The sequence below is a fragment of the Salinivibrio sp. ES.052 genome, from assembly GCF_900141775.1.
Taxonomy (GTDB): Bacteria; Pseudomonadota; Gammaproteobacteria; order Enterobacterales; family Vibrionaceae; genus Salinivibrio.
Genome location: NZ_FSRI01000003.1, coordinates 465,014 through 486,382 on the forward strand (window position 1 = coordinate 465,014; position 21,369 = coordinate 486,382).

General features: G+C 49.3%; 21 protein-coding genes and 1 pseudogene. 14 read left to right on the forward strand and 8 right to left on the reverse strand.

Annotated elements, in window-relative coordinates; all coding sequences use genetic code 11:
- Positions 1-51: 51 nt before the first annotated feature.
- The 8 genes and pseudogenes from BUQ98_RS14975 (at position 52) to BUQ98_RS15005 (ending at position 6,397) form a co-directional block, all read left to right on the forward strand.
- Positions 52-669 carry a thermostable hemolysin gene (locus BUQ98_RS14975; RefSeq protein WP_074214587.1) on the forward strand — a complete coding sequence of 206 codons (618 nt, stop codon included), beginning with the start codon at positions 52-54 and terminating at the stop codon, positions 667-669.
- On the forward strand, positions 653-2,158 hold the full coding sequence (locus BUQ98_RS14980; RefSeq protein ID WP_074214588.1) for an AMP-binding protein: 1,506 nt from the start codon (positions 653-655) through the stop codon (positions 2,156-2,158). The genes BUQ98_RS14975 and BUQ98_RS14980 overlap by 17 nt, the downstream gene beginning before the upstream one ends.
- An 8-nt stretch (positions 2,159-2,166) precedes the next feature.
- Positions 2,167-2,859 (forward strand): TenA family transcriptional regulator, encoded by a 693-nt coding sequence (locus tag BUQ98_RS14985; protein WP_074214589.1) that lies wholly within the window; start codon positions 2,167-2,169, stop codon positions 2,857-2,859.
- Between the two features lie 9 nt (positions 2,860-2,868).
- Entirely contained in the window at positions 2,869-3,705 is an 837-nt protein-coding gene (locus tag BUQ98_RS14990; RefSeq protein ID WP_074214590.1) for an SDR family oxidoreductase, read from the forward strand.
- Positions 3,692-4,336 (forward strand): tetratricopeptide repeat protein, encoded by a 645-nt coding sequence (locus tag BUQ98_RS14995; protein WP_321166654.1) that lies wholly within the window; start codon positions 3,692-3,694, stop codon positions 4,334-4,336. The genes BUQ98_RS14990 and BUQ98_RS14995 overlap by 14 nt, the downstream gene beginning before the upstream one ends.
- A pseudogene (locus BUQ98_RS17290) lies at positions 4,333-4,702 on the forward strand (response regulator); the annotation flags it as partial. The gene BUQ98_RS14995 and the pseudogene BUQ98_RS17290, both read left to right, overlap by 4 nt.
- A 56-nt stretch (positions 4,703-4,758) precedes the next feature.
- Entirely contained in the window at positions 4,759-4,989 is a 231-nt protein-coding gene (locus BUQ98_RS17295; RefSeq protein WP_371515128.1) for a winged helix-turn-helix domain-containing protein, read from the forward strand.
- Between the two features lie 64 nt (positions 4,990-5,053).
- Positions 5,054-6,397: a sensor histidine kinase gene (locus BUQ98_RS15005; RefSeq protein WP_254813943.1), complete on the forward strand. Its 1,344-nt coding sequence runs from the start codon at positions 5,054-5,056 to the stop codon at positions 6,395-6,397.
- A gap of 20 nt (positions 6,398-6,417) precedes the next feature.
- Here BUQ98_RS15005 and BUQ98_RS15010 read toward each other — a convergent pair whose 3' ends face one another.
- The gene (locus tag BUQ98_RS15010; protein ID WP_074214783.1) at positions 6,418-7,302 is read right to left on the reverse strand and encodes a LysR family transcriptional regulator; all 885 of its coding nucleotides are present in this window, start codon (positions 7,300-7,302) and stop codon (positions 6,418-6,420) included.
- A gap of 118 nt (positions 7,303-7,420) precedes the next feature.
- Between BUQ98_RS15010 and BUQ98_RS15015 the strand changes: the two genes are divergently transcribed.
- Both BUQ98_RS15015 and BUQ98_RS15020 read left to right on the forward strand, forming a co-directional pair.
- Positions 7,421-8,527, forward strand: coding sequence for an alkene reductase (locus tag BUQ98_RS15015; protein WP_074214593.1), 1,107 nt, complete (start codon positions 7,421-7,423; stop codon positions 8,525-8,527).
- A 37-nt stretch (positions 8,528-8,564) separates the two neighbouring features.
- Complete coding sequence (locus BUQ98_RS15020) at positions 8,565-9,572, forward strand: zinc-binding alcohol dehydrogenase family protein (RefSeq protein ID WP_074214784.1); 1,008 nt, start codon at positions 8,565-8,567, stop codon at positions 9,570-9,572.
- 236 nt (positions 9,573-9,808) lie between these two features.
- Here the strand turns inward: BUQ98_RS15020 and BUQ98_RS15025 are convergent, their stop codons facing one another.
- The 4 genes from BUQ98_RS15025 to BUQ98_RS15040 form a co-directional block, all read right to left on the reverse strand.
- A complete protein-coding gene (locus BUQ98_RS15025) occupies positions 9,809-10,339 on the reverse strand; it encodes an MltR family transcriptional regulator (RefSeq protein WP_046075720.1) in 531 nt (176 codons plus the stop codon).
- 61 nt (positions 10,340-10,400) lie between these two features.
- Complete coding sequence (locus tag BUQ98_RS15030; protein ID WP_074214594.1) at positions 10,401-11,549, reverse strand: mannitol-1-phosphate 5-dehydrogenase; 1,149 nt, start codon at positions 11,547-11,549, stop codon at positions 10,401-10,403.
- A 67-nt stretch (positions 11,550-11,616) separates the two neighbouring features.
- A complete protein-coding gene (locus BUQ98_RS15035) occupies positions 11,617-13,587 on the reverse strand; it encodes a PTS mannitol transporter subunit IICBA (protein ID WP_074214595.1) in 1,971 nt (656 codons plus the stop codon).
- Positions 13,588-14,094: 507 nt separating this feature from the next.
- A complete protein-coding gene (locus tag BUQ98_RS15040; protein ID WP_074214596.1) occupies positions 14,095-14,595 on the reverse strand; it encodes a lactoylglutathione lyase family protein in 501 nt (166 codons plus the stop codon).
- A gap of 102 nt (positions 14,596-14,697) precedes the next feature.
- Between BUQ98_RS15040 and BUQ98_RS15045 the strand changes: the two genes are divergently transcribed.
- Positions 14,698-15,582, forward strand: a complete 885-nt coding sequence (locus BUQ98_RS15045; RefSeq protein ID WP_074214597.1) for a LysR family transcriptional regulator — start codon at positions 14,698-14,700, stop codon at positions 15,580-15,582.
- Between the two features lie 71 nt (positions 15,583-15,653).
- Here the strand turns inward: BUQ98_RS15045 and BUQ98_RS15050 are convergent, their stop codons facing one another.
- Positions 15,654-16,175: an HPP family protein gene (locus tag BUQ98_RS15050; RefSeq protein WP_074214598.1), complete on the reverse strand. Its 522-nt coding sequence runs from the start codon at positions 16,173-16,175 to the stop codon at positions 15,654-15,656.
- A gap of 108 nt (positions 16,176-16,283) precedes the next feature.
- Here BUQ98_RS15050 and BUQ98_RS15055 point away from each other — a divergent pair, with 108 nt between their 5' ends.
- Both BUQ98_RS15055 and BUQ98_RS15060 read left to right on the forward strand, forming a co-directional pair.
- A complete protein-coding gene (locus tag BUQ98_RS15055) occupies positions 16,284-16,808 on the forward strand; it encodes a TetR/AcrR family transcriptional regulator (protein WP_074214599.1) in 525 nt (174 codons plus the stop codon).
- Between the two features lie 97 nt (positions 16,809-16,905).
- A complete protein-coding gene (locus BUQ98_RS15060; RefSeq protein WP_139294778.1) occupies positions 16,906-17,592 on the forward strand; it encodes a substrate-binding periplasmic protein in 687 nt (228 codons plus the stop codon).
- Here BUQ98_RS15060 and clcA read toward each other — a convergent pair.
- Together clcA and BUQ98_RS15070 are read right to left on the reverse strand one after the other, a co-directional pair.
- Positions 17,586-18,980 carry a H(+)/Cl(-) exchange transporter ClcA gene (gene clcA, locus BUQ98_RS15065; protein WP_074214601.1) on the reverse strand — a complete coding sequence of 465 codons (1,395 nt, stop codon included), beginning with the start codon at positions 18,978-18,980 and terminating at the stop codon, positions 17,586-17,588. The genes BUQ98_RS15060 and clcA overlap by 7 nt on opposite strands.
- 415 nt (positions 18,981-19,395) lie before the next feature.
- Entirely contained in the window at positions 19,396-20,688 is a 1,293-nt protein-coding gene (locus tag BUQ98_RS15070; RefSeq protein ID WP_074214602.1) for an alpha/beta fold hydrolase, read from the reverse strand.
- 203 nt (positions 20,689-20,891) lie between these two features.
- Here BUQ98_RS15070 and BUQ98_RS15075 point away from each other — a divergent pair, with 203 nt between their 5' ends.
- Positions 20,892-21,368, forward strand: coding sequence for a MarR family winged helix-turn-helix transcriptional regulator (locus BUQ98_RS15075; protein WP_046075728.1), 477 nt, complete (start codon positions 20,892-20,894; stop codon positions 21,366-21,368).
- Position 21,369: the final 1 nt, after the last annotated feature.

The window sequence follows — 21,369 nt, forward strand, 5'->3', positions numbered from 1 at the left end:
GTATCGCGCCGTAAGCTCAGTGACAATCAGCCAATAAAGGATGTCACCGCTATGGTCAATTCAGCGAGTCGATTTGAAATTGTTACACCAGACTCAGCGAATCGCGCTGAAATAGAGGCGTATATTGCTGAACGCTATCAACAAGCCTTCAACGCGACAATTACCACCTTCATGCCTTATTTGTCCTGCCTGAGAGGACAAGACGATCGCTTATTGTCGGTGTGCGGTTATCGCCCTGCTGCGTATCAGCCGCTTTTTCTCGAACAATACCTTACCGATGATGTTGCCGACGCACTTAGCGCTCACTATCAGCAAGTGATTACGCGTACCTCAGTGATTGAGTTTGGGCAACTGGCCTCATTCTCTTCGGGAACATCACTACCACATTTCCACGCTTTAGCGAATGGGCTGCTATCCCACGGATACATGTGGTGTGTGTTTACCGCGACAGGGCCGCTATATGCACTCATGCGTCGATTTGGCCTTGCTCCCCATCTTCTGACCAATGCGGATGCGAGTCGCCTACAACCCGCCACTGAACAATGGGGCAACTACTACACGCGGATGCCTCGTGTCTGTGCCGGTAACCTTGCTCAAGGTGCTGAGCAGTTGGAGCGGATGGTGTCTAAACACCGCCATACGGAGAATGCCAATGCGCGTCTTATTTGAACGTTTGGCTGAATATGCCTACGCCCAACCTGATCAGGTTGCCATTCAAGGGTCGGATGCATCTGGCGACTGCCTGATATTGACCTATCAAGCGCTTTGGGGGCGGATCAGGGCGTTGAGTGAAACGCTATTGGCGCTCGATACACAGATGATTGGGCTTGCTGGTGACAACAGTGTTAGTTGGGTACTGATCGATCTTGCCGCCGCGTATGCAGGTATTTCAATTGTGCCGATCCCGCCCTTTTTTACGGCTGAACAACAACAGCATGTCTTGGATACGGCAGGGGTAGATTGGGTGATCGGCACGCCACATCCTGATGTCGCATTAAGCCACGCATCTGTGACTACATTGGCAGGATTACCATGCCATGCACGAGACGTAGACGCACCGCCAGCTTTGCCTCCGGCCGTAAAAATCACGTTTACTTCAGGCTCGACCGGTTCTCCCAAGGGCGTGGTATTGAGCGCAGCTACGCTGGAGAGCGTTAGTGTATCGCTTGCCAATACCGTCTCCACCACAGCGGTACCTTCCTGTCATTTAGTCGTCCTTCCCCTGTCCACACTACTGGAGAATATTACGGGTGTTTACGTGCCCCTGTTGCTTGGGGTGACGACAGTGATCCCATCCAGCTATGACTTGGGGCTGATCGGCTCAAGCCAGTTAAACCTGAATCAATTGATGAGCGGACTGATTCGTTATCGCCCGCAAAGCTTGGTGCTTACCCCTGCGTTATTGCGAGCCGTCATCTATCTTGGTGAACAGCATCCTGGTGCGGTTGCCGATCTTAAGCACGTTGCTGTCGGAGGCGCAAAGGTGGCACCGGGCTTATTGCGCGCAGCAAGTCGGCTTGGCTTATCGGTTTTTGAGGGTTATGGCTTATCGGAGTGCGGATCAGTGGTGAGTTTGAATACCTCCGAGCACCATTGTGTTGGCAGTGTGGGTAAACCGTTACCTCACCATCGTGTCTTTCTCGCACCAGACGGTGAAATCATGGTAGCAGGCGCGACATTCTCAGGTTATCTGGATCGCGACTTTCACCCTCACCAAGGCGCCGTCGCGACGGGAGATATCGGTGAATTTGATGATGACGGCTTTTTGTATGTAAAAGGTCGCAAAAAAAATCAACTCATTACGGCTTTTGGCCGCAACATCCACCCAGAGTGGATTGAGGCGGAAGCCATGGCCTATTCGGCGCTTAGCAACATGGTGGTATTGGGAGAAGGGAAGGACTACCTGACTGCCATTATTGGTAACGACTCTCCTGATCAAGCAAAGCAGCAGCTGATGCAGCTTAACCACCAACTGCCCGACTATGCGCAACTCCGAGCGGTGATATTTACCGCTCCTTTTCATCAGCAACCCCATTTAACTACGGCAAATGGCCGCCCTAAACGCGATGTCTTTTGCCAACAATTTGAGCCGCAACTTAACACGTCGGCCCAACCATTACTGACTGACGAAACCCTGCCACTCACGGCACATTCCTAGGAGGATTTATGGATAATCAAGGTTTTTTCCATGTACTAGAGAAAGAAACCGCTCAGGCGAGAGCCTCAATGCTGAGTGTGCCTGTGATTGAGGCTTGCGACTATAAGGCGATCACGCTGCAAACCTACACGGCCTTTCTTGTTCAGGCTTATCACCATGTGAAGCATACCGTTCCATTACTGATGGCCTGTGGTTCTCGGTTGCCTGAGCACTATGAATGGTTACGCCAAGCGCTCGGCGCATATATTGAGGAAGAGAAAGGTCACCATGAATGGATCTTGGATGACTTGCGCGCATGTGGTTTTGATGCCGAACTAGCGAGGGCTAACTGCGGTGAGGGCCAAGTCGGGTTAGGGATTGAGATGATGGTGGCGTATTTATATTACCAAATTGATCGCAAAAATCCAATGGCTCTATTTGGCATGGTTTGGGTGCTGGAAGGTACGAGCGTCTCAATCGGCGGCTCGATGGCCGCACTGATCCAGCAAACGCTTTCTCTACCCGATACAGCGATGCGGTATTTAACGTCACACAGCACCTTGGACGTAGAGCATATTGGCTATTTTGCTGATTTGATGAACAAGGTAACGGATCCCGCGGACCAACAAGCCATCATTGATAGTGCGAACCGTGTTTATGCGCTGTATGAATCAATGCTGCGAGCGCTTCCTATGGCCACGACACAGACCCAAGTGGCGTAGGAGGCGGTAATGAAAAACACAATTATATTGCTAACAGGTGCGACAGGAGGCATTGGCCGAGCACTGGCTGATGTACTGGCAAAAAAAGGCGCAATACTTGTGCTCGTCGGCCGCCATCCCACTGCGTTGCATGATCTCAAAAACCAGCTTATGAATGGCGAGCATCATCAGATCATCGAAGCAGACATTGGTACAGCAGAAGGCAGAGACAAGGTGAATCAGCATGCACGATGGCTGGGTCAGCAAGGTACGCCAATAGAAATACTGATCAATAATGCGGGGGTAAATTGTTTCAATTATCTATCCATGCGCGCAGATGACAGTATTGAACATGAAATTGCCATCAATCTAACTGCCCCCATTTTGCTTTGCAAACATGCACTCACGTGGCTCGCACCGACAGGTCTCATTGCCAACATTGGCTCAACCTTTGCTGGTATCGGTTTTCCCGGATATGCCAATTACGGTGCGACTAAATCAGGCCTGTATCGCTTTACCGAAGCGTTAAATCGGGAGTTATATGACAGTCAGCAGTGTGCCATTTATATCGCGCCTCGAGCCACCAAAACGGCGTTAAATGATGCACGTGCAACGGCGATGAATAAGCAATTGCGAAATCATGTGGACTCACCTGAGTGGGTAGCGAATCACATTGTTCGCGCCATCGAAAAGCGTTGCTTTGCGGTGTGGCTCGGGTGGCCCGAAAAACTGTTTGTTCGTCTGAACCAACTTTTTCCATCGTTAGTGGGTCATGGAATCGCAAAACAAAAAGACATCATTGATTTTCACGCTAATACGCCGCAAGGCTTGCCAGTTGTAGAGGAGTCACACCATGACTATTCGTAAATCATTTTATATTACCGTATGGGCACTCAGTTGTTCTTTGATTAGTGCGACAGTGCTGGCCGACCCTATCTTGGCTAAGATCCAGACGCGCTGGGCTCAATGTAACTACACTATCGAAAGCAGTGACGACAAAGTGGCGTGTTTCGACCGTTTAATCGATGATACGCAAATTTCACTTCTTGCCCAACCAGCGCGTCATGATCTGAAAATATGGCTTGCTATCAATAAGAGCTCGTTAGCCGGGGTTGATGGTGGCATGGGAGCATTAGGCTTGGTCAAGGATGCAAAAATTCTACTCGAAGATGTGATAACACAGGCGCCGGAAACGCTGGACGGTTCGGCCCTAACGAGCCTCGCGACGTTGTACCACAAAGTGCCGGGCTGGCCACTCGCATTTGGTGATGACGATAAGGCTGCTGAGCTGTTTAAAAAAGCACTCGCGATCAACCCAGACGGCATCGATTCGAACTATTTTTATGGCGAATTTCTAGCGGATACCGGAAAAACAAATCTCGCTGTGGCATTCTTGAAGCATGCACAGCAAGCCCCTTCGCGGCCAGACCGCCCTCTCGCTGACCAAGGACGCCAACAAGAAATTATCCAAAAACTGAAGGAGCTTAATCAGCAATGAGGCTGTTACTCGTCGAAGATGATTGCATGCTAGGGGAGTCCATGGTGGCGTCGCTGCAGCGTCACGGCTATACCGTTGATTGGTTGCAGCGAGGAGGTGGTGTGGATGCGTTGTTAAATACCGAAAGTTTTACCGCTATCATTCTAGACTTAACCTTGCCAGACACTGATGGGCTTCATGTGTTGCGTAAAATTCGCCGCAAACATAGCGATATCCCTGTGATGATTTTGACAGCACGCGATGACATTGATGACCGTGTGAAAGGGTTAGATGGTGGAGCCGATGACTACATGATCAAACCTTTTGCGCTCGAAGAGCTATTGGCGCGTCTGCGCGTCATGATTCGGCGTATTTCCGGTTATGCCGATACCACGATGTCATGCCATGGCGTGACCTTGTCGATGGCAACGGGTGAAGTGGAGATGAAGGGTGCACCTATTCGGTTAACTCCTAACGAGTTCAAACTGTTATCCACACTGATGGCATATGCTGGCCGAGTAATGAGCAAAGATCAACTTCAACAAGCGCTTCATGGTATGGATGAGGGAATTAGTCCGAATGCCATTGAAGTCCATATTCACAATTTACGCAAAAAAACGGGTGGAACCTTGATTCAAAACATTCGTGGGGTTGGGTATATCATTGAGAAATAAACAGCGCCCACATTCAATAAAACGCCATCTTACATTCAGCACTGTGTGTGTGGTGGGGGTATTAATGTTTGTCTCTTGGCTGCTGGTGTATAGCGAAGCCCGTCATGAAATTAATGAAGTCTATGACGCGCGATTGGGGCAATCGGCAAAAACGTTGGCGCTGTCGGTAATGAGCTGGGGAGATCAGCCGCCAGATAACTTTACACAAAGCTATACCCATTGGCTAAACGCGATCACTGCCAACGCAAAAGATGACGATACGACCACACCATTTGGGCACCCCTATGAAGATAATTTGTTTTTTCAGTACCGTGTTAACGATGCATTAGTTGCCAAAAGTCCGAACGCACCGGCGCAATGGATAGGGACATCGGACAACCCCGGATTTGATATGGTCACCGCAGCAGGTGAACAGTGGCGCACCTTCCTATTAGTATTCACACTGCCGGATAAACGGCAAGCGAGTCTGCTGGTGGCGGAAAAAGAGGCGATTCGCCAAGAGTTGATGACAGAAGTCTCGTTGACCATTGGCTTACCCCAGCTCCTATTGATCCCACTTTTAGCAGTTATTGTTGTGGTGTTGGTTAGCCGTGCATTTAGGCCGCTAGGCGAATTAAAAGAGACGATCGCTGCGCGCAGTGTTGATAATCTCGATCATATTCATGTATCACAACCCACCGTTGAGCTCTCACCTCTCGTCAAGCAGATCAATTATTTGTTTTCTCAATTGAATAATGCTTGGGTGCGTGAAAAGCGTTTGGTTAGCACTGCGGCACACGAGTTAAAAACTCCCCTTGCAGTACTGCGCCTCAATGCAGAAAACGCCTTGTCTGCGACCACAGACGCGGAGCGTGATAATGACTTGACCAATATTCTGACTGGCATTGATCGAACTGATCGCGTTATCCAACAATTGCTCATGCTTTCGCGGGTGGAGCAGCAAAAAAATACCGAAGTCACGCAGGTAGATATTGTTCCATTATTGCGAGAGCAAATTGCTGCGCTCGCACCGATGGCATTGACGCAACGTCAGTCAATAGAGCTTGAAGGGCGAGAGAGCCTGTGGGTCAAAGGTCACCCTGTAATGTTGTCAGTGTTATTTACTAACCTGATTGATAATGCCATTCGCTATGCAGGAAAAGGTGCATCTATCAGCGTGATCACCAGCCACTCAGCCAATACCGTCGTGGTGGAAGTGATTGATTCTGGCGACGCGATATCGGACGAAATTAAGAGCCGTATTTTTGATAAATTTTTCCGCGGTCATACCGAGAAAGGTGATGGGGCGGGGTTGGGAATGTCGATTGTCAAAGACATTGTGGAACAGCATCACGCGAGTATTATGATTCAAAGCCCGTACTTTTCTGACTATGGCAATGGTTTTACGGTGACTTTTCCAATGGTCTAGGCATGTGAGCATTCATAACCTTACGCCAACTGGTCGCGCAAGAACCGGTGTAACGCCTTGACTGCGGGGGTGAGTTGTTGGCGCGACGGACATAATAGGTGGAGTGGAGCCAGCTCGCCTTGCCAATCGGTGCACAAGGGCACTAACCGTCCTGCATTCAGATCCGCTTTGACATCGAGCGCCGATTTATAAGCGATCCCTTTTCCTGATAATGCCCATTGCCTTACCACGCCGCCATCATTGCTGGCGCGCCGCCCTGTCACACTGACTGCAATGTCTTCCTCTTGGCGATGAAACTGCCAACGGTTATAGCGCACTTCATTTAGCTCGTAGAACAGGCATTCATGGTGTTTCAAATCCAAAGGATGCGCGGGCGTTTTATGCTGGGCTAAATACTCGGGGGAGGCCACGAGCACCCGACGATTATCTTTAACCAAAGGCATTGCGATCATACTGGAATCGTTCAATACGCCATAACGAATTGCGATATCAATAGGCTGGGAAAATAACTTGGCTTGCTCGTCGGATAACGACAGGCGGGTACTGATGTGGGGGTAAATCGACATAAACGCATCAAGCAGCGGAAGGATCACGTCACGGCCCAAATCAGACGGCGCGGAAATAAGCAGCGAACCTTGGATCTTATCGGCGTTTTGCAGTTGTTGTTGACCTTGTTGTAGCAAGTCTAACGCTTGTTCGCTGTAGCGCAGAAACTGTTCGCCTTGTTGAGTGAGTCGCAAACTGCGTGTTGAGCGCACAAACAGAGGGCTGCCTAACTCAGTTTCTAACCGTTTTATGGCGGCACTGGCAACGGCGGGAGACACATCTAATTGTCTGGCCGCGCCAGTTAAGCTGCCGTGTTTGGCCGCTTCGACGAAGATAGCCAGATCTTGAAGTGCTTTCATTATCAAAAAAATGTTGAAAGAGATGTCTCTGTAGCATGGTTTTTCTTTGTGGTGATTGTCAATAGGCTGATAGCCACGTACTAACACTATCACGCTCGACCACCACAAGGAGATCAGCATGTCTTTGTTTGATGATTACCAACAGTCTGAGCTGTCGCTCGCTAACCGCATTGTCATGGCACCAATGACGCGCGCTCGCACCGACCAGCCAGGCAATATTCCTAATGCGATGATGGCTGACTATTATCGCCAACGCGCTAGCGCAGGGCTTATCGTGACCGAAGCGACGCAAATTTCTCCACAAGGGCAGGGATATAGCTTTACGCCAGGCATTCATAGCGACGCCCAGATCGCGGGCTGGCGTCATGTCACGGATGCCGTACATTCTGAGGGAGGTAAAATCTTTTTGCAGCTGTGGCATGTGGGTCGTATGTCGCATCCCATTTTTCACGAAGACGGTTTGCCTGTCGCACCGTCGGCGTTATCTCCTGAAGCGAGTGTATGGATAGCTGACGAAAATGGCGGAAGCATGCGTCCGTGTCCTATCCCGCGTGCATTAGAAACCGACGAAATCCCACGCATTGTCGATGATTACCGGCAAGCCGCCTTGAATGCCGTAGAAGCAGGCTTTGATGGTGTCGAAATTCACGCCGCCAATGGCTACCTCATCGACCAGTTTCTACGCTCGACCTCCAATCATCGCGATGATCAATACGGCGGCAGTCGTGAAAACCGGATGCGCTTTTTGGTGGCGATCATGGCAGCGATTAGTGAGGCGATTGGTGCGTCACGCACTGGGATCCGTCTGGCTCCTTTTATCACTGCGCGTGGAATGAACTGCCCTGACATTATTCCCACCATTCTTGAGGTAGCGAGCCATGCCAATCATTTAGGCCTTGCCTATTTACATCTTGCCGAGGCGGACTGGGATGATGCGCCGCAAGTTGATGATGATTTCCGCCATCAGCTACGCGCGCGGTTCAACAACGCGATCATTGTGGCCGGAAAATACGACCAACCCAAAGCAGAGAGCCTGATTGCTCGCGAGTTGGTGGATTTAGTGGCATTTGGTCGTCCTTTTATTGCCAACCCAGATTATGTCGCCCGTCTCCAACATGGCTGGCCACTGGCTGAATTTAACCCTCAGACCCTGTTTGGCGGCAACGAAGCAGGCTATGTCGACTATCCCAACTACTCCATCTCCCCCAACTATCGCACAAAGTGAGGACATCATCATGACAATACAAACGTTACCGACAGAGATGCATGCGGTTGGTTATCGCTTTGCGCACCCGATAGAAAAGGCCACATTGGCTGACATCATTTTACCCACGCCGACTCCTGACGATGATGACTTGCTGGTGGAAGTGAAGGCGGTTTCTGTTAATCCTGTGGATGTCAAAATCCGCGGCCATGTCGATGCATCTGAGGGACAGCATAAAGTGCTGGGGTGGGATGCGGCGGGCATTGTACGCCAAGTTGGTCGGCATGTGACGGGGTTTCAGCCCGGCGATAGGGTGTGGTATGCCGGCGCGCTTGACCGGCCCGGATCGAATGGTCAATTCCAATGTGTGAATGCAAAAATAGCGAGTGCCATGCCTAAAACGCTGTCCTTTGCCGATGCGGCCGCCATGCCATTAACTGCACTCACGGCGTGGGAGCTACTGTTTGATCGCTTAAAAGCCGGGCTTGAGCCAGAGTCGAGCACTTTACTGATTGTGGGTGCAGCAGGCGGGGTGGGATCGGTGTTAACTCAGCTTGCGAAGCAACTGTCGTCGTTGACGGTGATCGGTACTGCGTCGCGACCAGAGAGCCAAGCGTGGGTGAAAGAAATGGGTGCCGATCATGTCATTGACCATGGTCAGCTCTTACAGCCGCAACTTGATGCGTTGGGAGTAGAAGCGGTAACCCATGTCGCGAGTCTTAATCATACCGAGGCGCATTTGGATCAACTAGTAGATTGTCTGATCCCTCAAGGTAAACTGGCGCTGATTGACGACCCAGAACAGCTCGATATTCGAAAGTTAAAGAGCAAGTCGATTTCTTTGCACTGGGAGTTCATGTTCACCCGCAGTTTGTTCTCGACCGCTGATATGTACCAACAACATGTGATCTTGGCGAATGTGGCTAAATTGGTTGACCAAGGCGTGCTAAAGTCCACGGCCTCTCATCAACTAACCGGGCTTAATGCAGCCAATTTAATCCTTGCACATCAAGCCGTAGAAAGTGGCCGAACAATCGGCAAGTACGTCATCGCGGACAAGGTCTAGAGTCCGACTAACCAAGTTTGTTTGTCCATATGTAAGCTGTCTTTTTATATAGACAGCTTGTGTTCAGTTTTATGTTGTTAATCTAGCCGCAAAAAAGGTTGGTTAGGTATGAAACTGTATAACGTGATTAAGGCTTACTTAGTGGAAGCCATGATTCTCGGTGGTGCATTCGCGCTAGGGGTGTGGCTAACCCTTTCAGGCTATTTGCTTCATTAGTGATGGCGAACGTTGGCACATTAAAAAGGGCTTTCTTTGCTTAATTCATTGCAGATTTCCACGATGGCGAGTGACAACCCTGAGCGAATCACCTGCTGTTGGCGCTGCAGTTGTAGCTGATAGAATTCGATATCTACGTCATCTTCCGGCGGGCCAATATCGAGCGAAAGCATGCCCATCGTATTCGCTTTGCGTAGCTTTTTGACGGCATCGAGCACCTTAGGATCGGTAAATTGGTAATCGTCGGCATCGTTACTCAGTTGGTTTTTAAGTTTAATGATTTGTTCAATATCGTGATAAGCGTCATCTGATAACACGCCTAGACCAAACAAGAGTTTCAATCGCACAGAAAGATCCCCCAGCGGCCCAGTGTCGTGCAGTAAAGGCCCCACCACTGATTCCACCGCAAAGTTATCTTTGCGAAAAACCCGCTTGATTAAGCCATCAATAGCTGTCTCAAACGTATCCACCGCGGCAACAAAAAAGCCACGCACGGTTGGCGCTTGGTTTAATCGTTCAATGATGTCTGTTTCGTCGAAATTTTCTGCCATAGACTCAATACTGCTTATTGTTATAACGGGGGAGCTAAACTCCCCCTGTAAAATGCGCGGTTTACAATTGCTGGTACAGGGTGTTAATTGCCTCAACTTCAGGGCTTTCCTCTGCCAAGCCGGTGTATGTCGCCAGCGTCTTTCTTACGCCCACCTCAGCCAATGAAGCTTGAAGCTCTTCAGCTTGTGGATCGGTGTGATTGGTGTATTTCAATGCTGCGGCAATCCCTTTTAATAGGGCTCGGTTATCTGTGCCGTACTCTATTGTACCCAGTAATGGCTTGATAAGCCTATCGTTCTGACTTAGTTTTCGGATAGGCTGACGACCAACACGATCGACCTCATCAACCAAATAGGGGTTTGAGAAACGCCCCAAAATTTTCTCGATGTACGCTTGGTGAGCGGCGCGGTCAAACCCGTAGCGTTGGATAAGCACTTCGCCGCTTTCTTGCATCGCTGTTTTCACCAAATCACGGATTTTCGGATCGGTAATGGCTTCACGAATGGTGCGGTGGCCGCTCAAGCAACCCAAATACGCCGTGATGCAATGGCCCGTGTTTAAGGTGAAAAGCTTACGCTCGACGAAGGCCATGAGGTTTTGTGTCTTCTCCATCCCTGCAATATCTGGGATTTCGCCTTTGAACTGCTGTTCATCCACAATCCACTCGCTGAAGCTTTCTACTGTGACCTCTAAGGGATCATCGTTCGCCGCTTCCGCCGGCGGCACAATGCGATCAACTGCGGAGTCGACGAAACCAATCAGTGCGTCTGCTTTCTCATGTAATGCGGGGTCAAGGTGCTTATAGACTTCGCCTTTGAGATGCGACGTACCACGGATCATGTTTTCGCAGGCAATAATGTTTAGTGGGGTCTCATTGCCGGATGCGAAACGTTTTTCAATGCCGGTGGCGATGGTCTTGGCAATAATATCAAGCACATTAGGGCCAACAGCCGTGGTCACTAAATCCGTTTTTACGATTTTATCGATAACATCATCACTTGCCGAATTGACTGCCGTGATATGAGAAACCGTGTCGATATGGCAGTCGTTACCTACCACTTTGACGTTGTAGCTTTGTTTGTGACTGAGTTGGTCAATGAGGGGCGCATCGACATCGGCAAAGGTGACCTCGACATTGGCATCCGCGAGCAATTTTCCGATAAAGCCGCGGCCGATATTGCCGGCACCAAAATGAACAGCATTTTTCATAGTATTTACCTCAAACTAATAACGGTAGTGATGAGAGGCCACCGAGGTGGCCTGCTTATTGGGTTGATTAATGGGATGACGTCATAAAGCTGACGCTTTCATCACTCAATAGATTGAGGATCTCGTCAATACTGTCAGTACTGGTGAGAATATCTATTGCATCAGGCTCATCTAACGCATTAGTAATGGCGGTAATTACTTGAATATGTTCATCGTTTTTGGCGGCAATGCCAATCACCAACTTAGCGATATCCTCTTTGTCGTCGGTGAACTGCACACCCGATGGATACTGACATACCACAATGCCGGTTTGCTTGACCCCATCTTTTGCTTTAACGGTGCCATGAGGAACGGCGATCGACTCCCCGAGGTAAGTGGGGGTTAATGCCTCACGCTCAAACATCGCGTCGACATAGCTAGGCGCTACGTAGCCAAGTTTGACAAGTTGCTCACCGGCAAATCGAATCGCTTCATCCTTGTTTGTGGCCGTTAAGCCAAGATGAATGTTTTTACGCTGAAGTTGAAAAGCAGGTGCCGGGGTTGGCTCGAAACTGTCGTCATTTGCCGCCGTCGTCGGAACTTGAAGCACTTGCGGATCGTTGGCGGCGGGATACTGTGCGGCGAGAATTTGGGTAACCAACTGGCCGTAAACATCGCCGTCTAAAAAGTTATTGAGTGAAATATGGTGTGCGGTTGGCGCGTGAGTGCGCGCACGCTCGGTCAGATCTTTATGCGTGATCACAATCTGCGCATCCTCAGGCAGGCTATTGACCGCAATATTCGTGACACCAATATCTAAGCCTGCATTTTGCACTTTTTTGCGCAGCAAGCTGGCACCCATGGCACTAGAGCCCATGCCAGCATCACAGGCAACTAAAATATGCTTTACGTCAGCAAAGTTAACTGTGGCTTTAGGCGCAGAAGAGGGGGCGGAGGTGCTTGCTTTAGCGCCTGATTTCATGTCTTTCATTTTGGCGGTCGCCTCATCAAGTGAGGCTTCGTCACCTTCACCCTCTGTGCTTTTCTGTGTTTTCATCAGTAAAGCGGCGACCACAAATGACACGCTGGCTGCGGCAATAATTGAAGCCAAGACGCCGACAATTGAGCCTTTTTGCGTCATTAACAGCACAGCAAAAATAGAGCCTGGCGAAGCGGGCGACACAATACCTGCATCAAACATAGTGAGAACGAACACACCTGTCATACCACCCGCAATCGCGGCAAGAATAAGTCGTGGATTCATCAGAATGTAAGGGAAGTAGATTTCGTGAATACCACCGAAGAAGTGAATAATGGATGCACCGCCCGCGGTTTGACGTGCGGTGCCTTTGCCAAACACCATGTAGGCAAGCAAGATGCCTAGACCAGGACCTGGGTTTGCCTCAATGAGGAAGAAAATAGACTGGCCAGCCTCTGAGGCTTGCTGGATCCCAAGTGGTGAGAAAATACCGTGGTTGATCGCATTGTTGAGGAAAAGAATCTTAGCGGGCTCAACAAAGATTGAGGTCAGTGGTAACAGGTGTGCTGAGACCAAAAACTCCACACCTGCCGCGAGGCCACTGGATAAGAGTTTTACGAACGGGCCGATAAGGAAGAATGCGATAATCGCGCAAAGCATACCGATAATGCCGGCGGAGAAGTTATTTACTAACATCTCAAACCCGCTTCTCACTTTGCCATCGACATAAGCATCGAATTTTTTGATCGCCCAGCCGCCGAATGGACCAACCATCATCGCGCCCATAAACATGGGAATGTCAGTCCCGACAATCACCCCCATGGTGGTAATTGCACCGACAACCGCACCGCGTTCGCCGCCAACAAGTTTACCGCCGGTATAGCCGATCAGCAGTGGTAGTAGGTAGGTAATCATGGGGCCGACCATGGCCGCCAATGTCTCATTAGGGACCCAACCGGTCGGAATGAATAGTGCAGTAATAATCCCCCACGCGATGAATGCGCCGATATTGGGCATCACCATATTCGAGAGGAAGCGACCAAAATTCTGTATCTTGATCTTGGTGTCAGATGATATCATAACAATACCCCGTTTGATGTTCTCATTGAACGTGTGTGGTAGAACGGTTCGCCAAAACCGTCTGGCTAGTAAGTACCCAGTCAATTTACCACATATTTTTTCGAGAGAACTGATAACGGGGATTTATTGACTCAACTCTCACTATTCACTTCGCAACTATATGTTAGTCCAACATCTGTCACAGAAATAACATGTAAATTTAGCACAAAACGCAATGATCAAAATTGTCAATAAAATATATAGCGATGTATGTCACATTTGTAATTTTTGATTTATAAAATATATGGTGATATAGATCACTTTTTATTTTTTTAGAATAGTGAAATAAAAAACTATAGTGATAAATATCACACTATCAGCCTGGTCAATAATGATTCATCAAGTGATAAAGATCACACTTGTATTTTTATTACGAATAGGGTCGGTGTCGTGTGAGGTAGAAACCAAGCTCAATCGCGTTGAGCCTGGTGAGTTAAAATGCCAAGGTAGCCATTACAGACAAGAGAGTTAATACGCTCCTGCGCTGTAGATAAGCTCGTAACTGTGGCTGTAGATCTCCAAGATATTGCCAAATGGGTCTTCCATATAGATCATGCGATAGGGCTTCTCTCCAGGATAGTAATAGCGTGGTTTCTCCATGCGTTTCTTACCACCCGCCTCAACAATACGTTCAGCCAGTGCTTCAACGTTAGGATCTTGCACGCAGAAGTGAAAGACGCCCGTTTTCCAGTACTCGAAATTGTTGTCAGGGTTTTGCTGATCTTTGAATTCAAATAGCTCGACACCCACTCGGTCACCGGTTGATAAATGGGCAATACGAAAGCGCTCCCAACCTTGACCAAACACATCGGTACACATCGCTCCAATTGCACTATTGTCTTCGACAATCTCGGTAGGTGTCATAATGAGATACCAGCCAAGCACTTGCGTGTAAAATTGAACGGCTTTGTCCAAATCAGGTACCGAAATACCAATGTGTGAAAATGTACGCGGATAAGGGGTTGGCATGCGTTGCTCCTTCTAAGATGACGTTGTCAGTGGTTGCAAGCATGAGGTATCACAAACATAATGTTAAATTATGGTTTGCAATAGTTATGATGACAATTTGTTATGGTTAACCCTGTTTGGCTGAAAACCTTTTGCACCCTGGTAGATGTTGGCAGTTTTACCAAAGCCGCTGATAAGTGTTTTATGACCCAATCAGGCGTCAGTCAGCACGTGCGAAAGCTCGAAGATGCTTTATCGACCACCTTACTGATTCGGAGTAAAAAGGGTATTGTCACGACGGAGGCTGGAGAGCAACTCTATCGTCAAGGCAAAGATGTACTACAAACACTCGATAACCTAGCCGTTAATATCAGCCAGGATCCCGGTTATGAAGGGGAGGTGCGTCTTATGTCGCCGGGAAGTGTTGGTCTCTATTTATATCCTCGTTTGCTCGATCTCCAGGTGACGTATCCTACACTTATGATTAACTATCGCTTTGCGCCAAATGGCGATATTCACAATGCCATCTTGAACAACACCATTGATATTGGCCTGACAACCGCATGTCCCGTTAATCCAAATATTCAGTCTGAACCCATCGGGGAAGAGCCGTTGTTGCTGGTGACACCGCGCCATGTTAAATCCCCGACTTGGGAAACACTCTGCCAGCTAGGATTCATTGATCATCCAGATGCGAGGCATCACGCCGAGTTATTACTTGGGGCGAACTTCGAGCAATACCAAACGGCGCAGTTGCGCCCGATTAGGCAATCAGGCTTCTCTAATCAAATTGGTCTTATCTTACTACCCGTTGCACGCGGACTCGGCTTTACCGTGTTACCCGCCAATGCTGTCGCCGCTTTTGCTCAACAAGCGGCCATCAAATCTCACCATTTACCGATACCGGTCAGTGAAACCTTATATCTTTCCTCTCTTGCCAGACGCGTGCTGCCCCAGCGCGCTATCAATGTTACTAATGTTATTAAAGAGCAGGTTGGTCAGTCGTGATTACCGCTGATAGCCTCCGAATGGTTTCTAAGTTTGGTTATTCCCCAAACTTAGAAACCAGGCTCCGTTGATTAGCTACGCTTGATCCCATGCCAATACACAGGCCAATGGTGCGGTTCACCAAGGTTGTTGATCACTGCTGCAATGGTTACCAGTGCGACACTGCCTGCGAGCACGGGCGTAAACAAATAATCGATGCCTACCACTTGAGTCCCCGCTAGCATGACCACCAGTGGATTTGCTCCAGCCGGTGGATGGACGGCACGGCAGGCTTGCATCAGCATAATCGCAAGGCCAACTGCTAGTGCGATCATCCAGCTTTCATTTCCCACTCCATACAGCATCGCCAACCCAACACTGGCGGTCAGTAAGTGACCCACAATCACATTTCTCGGTTGCGCGAGCGGCGACTGAGGCGCTGCAAATAAAATCACACAGGTTGCGCCAAACGGTGCCATCAGCCAGGGTACGCCGGTGGTTTGATTAAGCACTAGCAAGGTGAGAATGCCCAAAAATCCACCCAGCAAGCCTTTCGTTAGTTGAATCCACGTCGGTTTAGGCGGTAACGCACCGCCACCTTTTAATCGTTTCATACTCGTTCCTTTTTTAATTACATTCATCAAAAGTGTACCGATCTGTACACATTGCTATAAAGAGTACAGATCGGTACACTTCATAGCAAGCATTTTTTGGAGAGCATGATGAGCAAGCGCGATCACATCTTGGCGGTGGCCGAGTCGTTATTTAACCAGTTTGGTTACACGGCAGTAGGCGTCGACAAAATCCGCGATGAAGCCGCGGTCTCGAAGACCTCGATGTATCGCCACTTTGGTGCTAAGTCGGCTTTGATTGAGGCGGTGCTTCAAGCGCGTCATACAAGGTTCGAGCAAGGGCTACAGCAGGCTATTGATGCTCATCAGGATAAAGAAGCCCAATTGACGGCTTTACTGGATTGGCATCTGGCGTGGTTCAAACAAGACGACTTTAAGGGTTGTATGTTTATGCATGCGATTGGCGAATTTAAGAGTGCCACAGACGGTCAAATTACAGAGATTGCCAAAGCGCATAAGCAAAAGATTCGCAATGTGATTGAAGGGATTGTCGGATCTGACGCTGTTGACAACGTGATGACGCTATTAGAAGGACTGATCGTGCGCGCCGAATTTGGTGAGGTGCCCAGTAGAGCGTCATGTCTGACGATATTAAAGCGTATCTCGAGTACATAGTTATCGATATTTCGTGACAGTGTCACGTATTGCGTATGGACGATGCTTTCCCTGTCTTCTAATCTCTAAGAGTACAAAGACAATCTGAGGTGGCAATGTGACGAGATGGTGGACGCTAATAGTTTACTGGTTGCCGTTGAGTGCACTGGCAAACACACTCACGGTTGCGTACCGCGATCATACGGATGCGATGTCATCCGCGACTAAAGCGATCCTAGAGCGGGTTTTTTACGCTGTTGACTCAAACATCGAACTATCTTGGATAGAAATGCCGCTAGCGCGAGCGGAGAATGCACTCGCTAAAGGGATCATTGATATTGACTTTGGTCGCACGCGATTGGTCTACCAAGACACGCCTCAGGTGCTTTATCCCACAGAATCACTGTTCTCCGTTGACTATTATTTGTTTGGGCACACGTATGTGCTTAATCCTGAAGATTATCAACGTGTGGTGGGGGTGATTGGTGATCAATTGGCGCTGATGATTGCGGATAGATATCAGTGGGATATGGTGCCCGTAAGAACTGAACGGGCTGCGTTAAACATGGTGAATAGTAATCGTGCACAGGCGATGGTGGGCTATGTGGGAATCGCAAGTATGCTAGAAAAAGAGCGACTGACGACCGTACGCATGGCAGACAGTCCTGTCGAATCCATTCCCATTTATTTGGCGATTCATCAGCGGCATCAAGCTCTTATTGAGCCACTGAACGCTAGTATACGCAAAATGAAAAAGAGCGGAGAAATAACCGCTCTACTCGAAAAACACGGCATCCCTCATTGAGATGCATTTTCTATCCGAAGTTTCTGCTCGCGTACTTTACGACGCAATAGCTCCGTATAAATTGGTTGTCCACCAAGCAACTGTGCGACCAAGGTGGCACCGAGGGTGGTGATGATTAACGGCAAAATCAGATAATAGTTGTTGGTCATTTCAATCACCAACAAAATACCGGTAATCGGCGCACGCACGGTCGCGGCGAACAGAGCGCCCATGCCCGCAATAGCAAACATACCTGGCTCTATCCCCATCTCTGGGTACATATTGGCAACGACTAACCCATACACTGTGCCTAACAAGGTCCCTAGCGCCAGCATGGGCGCAAAAATGCCCCCAGGCGCACCCGAGCTAAAGCAAATCACTGTCAGTAATGTGCGCGCCATAAAGATAAACATTAGGGCACTGATTGAATAATTGAGGGTGACGAAATCTGGCACGAGATTGATGCCACCATGGGTAAGCTCTGGCGCGTAGATTAGTAATAAACCAAAGAAACCGCCTAATGTGGCACCCACTAACCAGATCCGTTTTTGGCTTTTCTGATAAAAGCGTTGGAAAAAATCCTGAAAGCGCATAATCAGAAAATTAAACAGTACGCCAAATACCCCAAAACAGCAGCCCAGAACGAGAAAGAACCACAGCGAAATAAGTGGCGGCGTTTCGTATTGGGGCAGCACGATCACCGCCTCTTGGCCATTAATATAGCGAAAGACGATATCGGCCATAATCGCAGCAATGATCACTGCTTTTATCGAGATCAAGGTGTAACGAAACTGAGGCCGCATTTCCTCAACCACAAACATGATCGCGGCGAGGGGAGCATTAAACGCCGCGGCAAGGCCGGCAGCAGCACCGGAGGCAAGCAGCGTTTGGTTACTGTTTCTGTCTTTGATACGGAACGTATCGGTCACCATTCGGCCAATATTGGCACCGATTTGAACGCTTGGCCCTTCGCGGCCCAGAATCATACCTGAGCCCAGCGCACCTAAACCGCCGAAAAATTTCACTGGGATGACCCGCCACCACCGCGTAGGACGGATGCCTTCCATCGCGCCTTCCACCTCAGGGATCCCTGAGCCTGCGGCCTCGGGAGCAAAGCGATGCACAAGCCAATAACCCATTAAGGCCAGGCCAGCACTGATCATAAAAGCGAGCAATCCCAATGGAATCATTGAGCTAATGTTACTGTCTAGCCAGTCAGTTCTTGACTGAGAGAGGGTATGGATCGCGAGTTCGAAAAGGGTGACAACGACACCGCCTAAAAAGCCGATGATAACCGCGAGTAAAAGAATAGAAACGGGTGTTTTATCGCGTGACCATAATTTATCAAAGAAAACACTAGATTTGTAAAAGATGGCTCTTTTTTTGCCTGATTTACTTACAAATTTCATTTGTGTGAACGCAAAGTTTGAAAAGAAAAGTCACGGTGTACAGTGGTACCTATTTAACCGCCGACACCGTGGTGGGAACGTCCTGTTCCTCGAGAGAACGCATTTATACTACGTCAATTAACATAACATGCAAGCGCTTGACCGGTGTCTAACTATCTGGATTGACCAAGACAAAAACGATGGAGTGAGCGGTACACTGGCTAGACGATCGTAAGCGAACATTTTTATACGTTTCACTGATGTGCCACGTATTGTCAGCCAGCGTACCACCTTTGTCAGCACCAATAATTGATTTGAATTAGATCACAGTTTGTTGCGCTGAAAATGTCCGCAGCCGCTATATCGGATTGGTAACCGCGGTGTGGCCATGCCAAAGCAGCAAAGGCATGGCCATCGTTATTGGTTTAGCGAGGCGTCATTGGCCTTGAATAGCGGCAAGGCTATCGCCGATCTCTATCAGGCGATCCAAAATATGCTCACCATCGACACCGATGCCATTGTGTTCGTACTCGTTGGTCATCCACGCTTGGCTGTTGGCAATCTTCGCCAAGGTTTGGCGGGAGTAATCAAACTCAACAAACATGTCATCCACATAGGTGGCACAGGCCAGCGGCACCGTGTTGTGCTTGAGCACCTCGAGATCATAAAGCGCCGGCCAATCGGTTTTTTCCGCCAACAACATCGCGGCCTCTCTGAGTGGTTTGAGCGTGGCAAGTTGATCAAACATCCACGGATAGACCATTTCTCCGGTAAACCGAAACGGCTGATCGGGCTGATAGTGGAACTGCGGGAACTGATCACGCACCCGATGGGCTGCCCACTGCGAGGCCTGCTGCTGGCAGTAAATCGATTCATGCAAAATAGCGTAGAAAGGGTTGGTTAAATACCCTTGTTCTGCTTGCATCGCATCAAGGAATGGATAGCTCAGCACACGCTCGCCATTCACCTCAATAAAGGCTCGTTCCAATAAATAATAAAGCGGCAGCCCCGCATGACCGCGGCCGAGATTTAGGCCAATGGTTTGGAACTGCTCCGCCGTAAATGGCTGACCGTTTGGCAGCATCACCGCATTGTTTTGCAAATACTGGGCAATCTCGTGGCAGCGGGCTTGCGCATCGGGGAACTGAGCGAAAAACTGCTGGTTTTTATCTTCCACGCGCTGATAGGTTTTTTGGTACACCCTATCGGCATGTCCTTCAATCGGTGGAATGCCGCCGGTGACAAACGCGCGCGATAGCGATTGCGGAAAGAAAGATAAATAGGTGAGCGCACAGAACCCACCAAAGCTTTGACCGAGGATCGCCCATTGCTTAATACCTAACGCCTCACGCAAACACTCGGCGTCTTTCACGATGCTATCGGCACGAAAATGGCTCAGATAGTCCGCTTGCTCCGCAGGTGTGAGATGGGCAAGCGTTTGGTGATTCACCGGCGAGCTCAATCCTGTGCCGCGCTGGTCGAGCAACAACACGCGGTAATCGTTTAATGCCCGTTTTAACCAACCGCTCGCGCCATTAGGGCGAGGTGACTCCATGCCAGGTCCACCTTGAAAATACACCAGCCAGGGTAACGCTTGCTCATTTTTACGCGTATCGACGATTTCGCGGGCGAAAATCGAGAGCGAGGGGCTGTTAGCGTCATGATGATCCAGCGGCACATCAACATGATGACTGCGATAACGGAGATGGCGATCCCACAGATCTTGCATGGTAATTCCTTTACAAACAAAAAGATGACGCGAGATAGATTACCAGAGATGGTGATAAGCAGCGAGCGCGTTTCATCCAATCAACCCGCTATATTTTTGTGATGCTCGTCACCTTTCTATTTACTTAGCCTGCTAACTATTTTATAGTGTCTGTCTGTTATTACTTAGCCTGCTAAGTATTCTTACGGTTGAAGGAAGACACGATGACATCGCCCAATCCCGAACACATGTCGATTGCTGAACATTTAGGGCGCACGGCGCGATTATGGCGCCGTGTGGCGAATTCAGAGCTTGAACCTCTGGGGCTGAGCTATCCACGTTGGAGTGCGCTTTGGATGTTGCGCCGATTGGGGGATGGCATCAGCCAAAGTGAATTGGCACAGGCGCTGGAAATTGAACTGGGCTCGCTAATGCGCACATTGAAGCATTTAGAAGCGCAGGGGCTGATCACACGGCGCTGCTCGCCAGAAGATAAGCGCACCCGTACGGTGCATGTCACCGACAGTGGTAGTGACTTAATGTCACGCATCGAAGCGCGGGTGTTGCGGGTGCGCAAGCATTTGCTCTCTGGTATTGCGGCTGAAGATTTTGACGCCTTGGAGCGGGTGTTGGTCACCATTAATCAAAATGCAATGGACTATACCGCCACCACCGAAGACGACTGCGGCACAGAAGAATAGG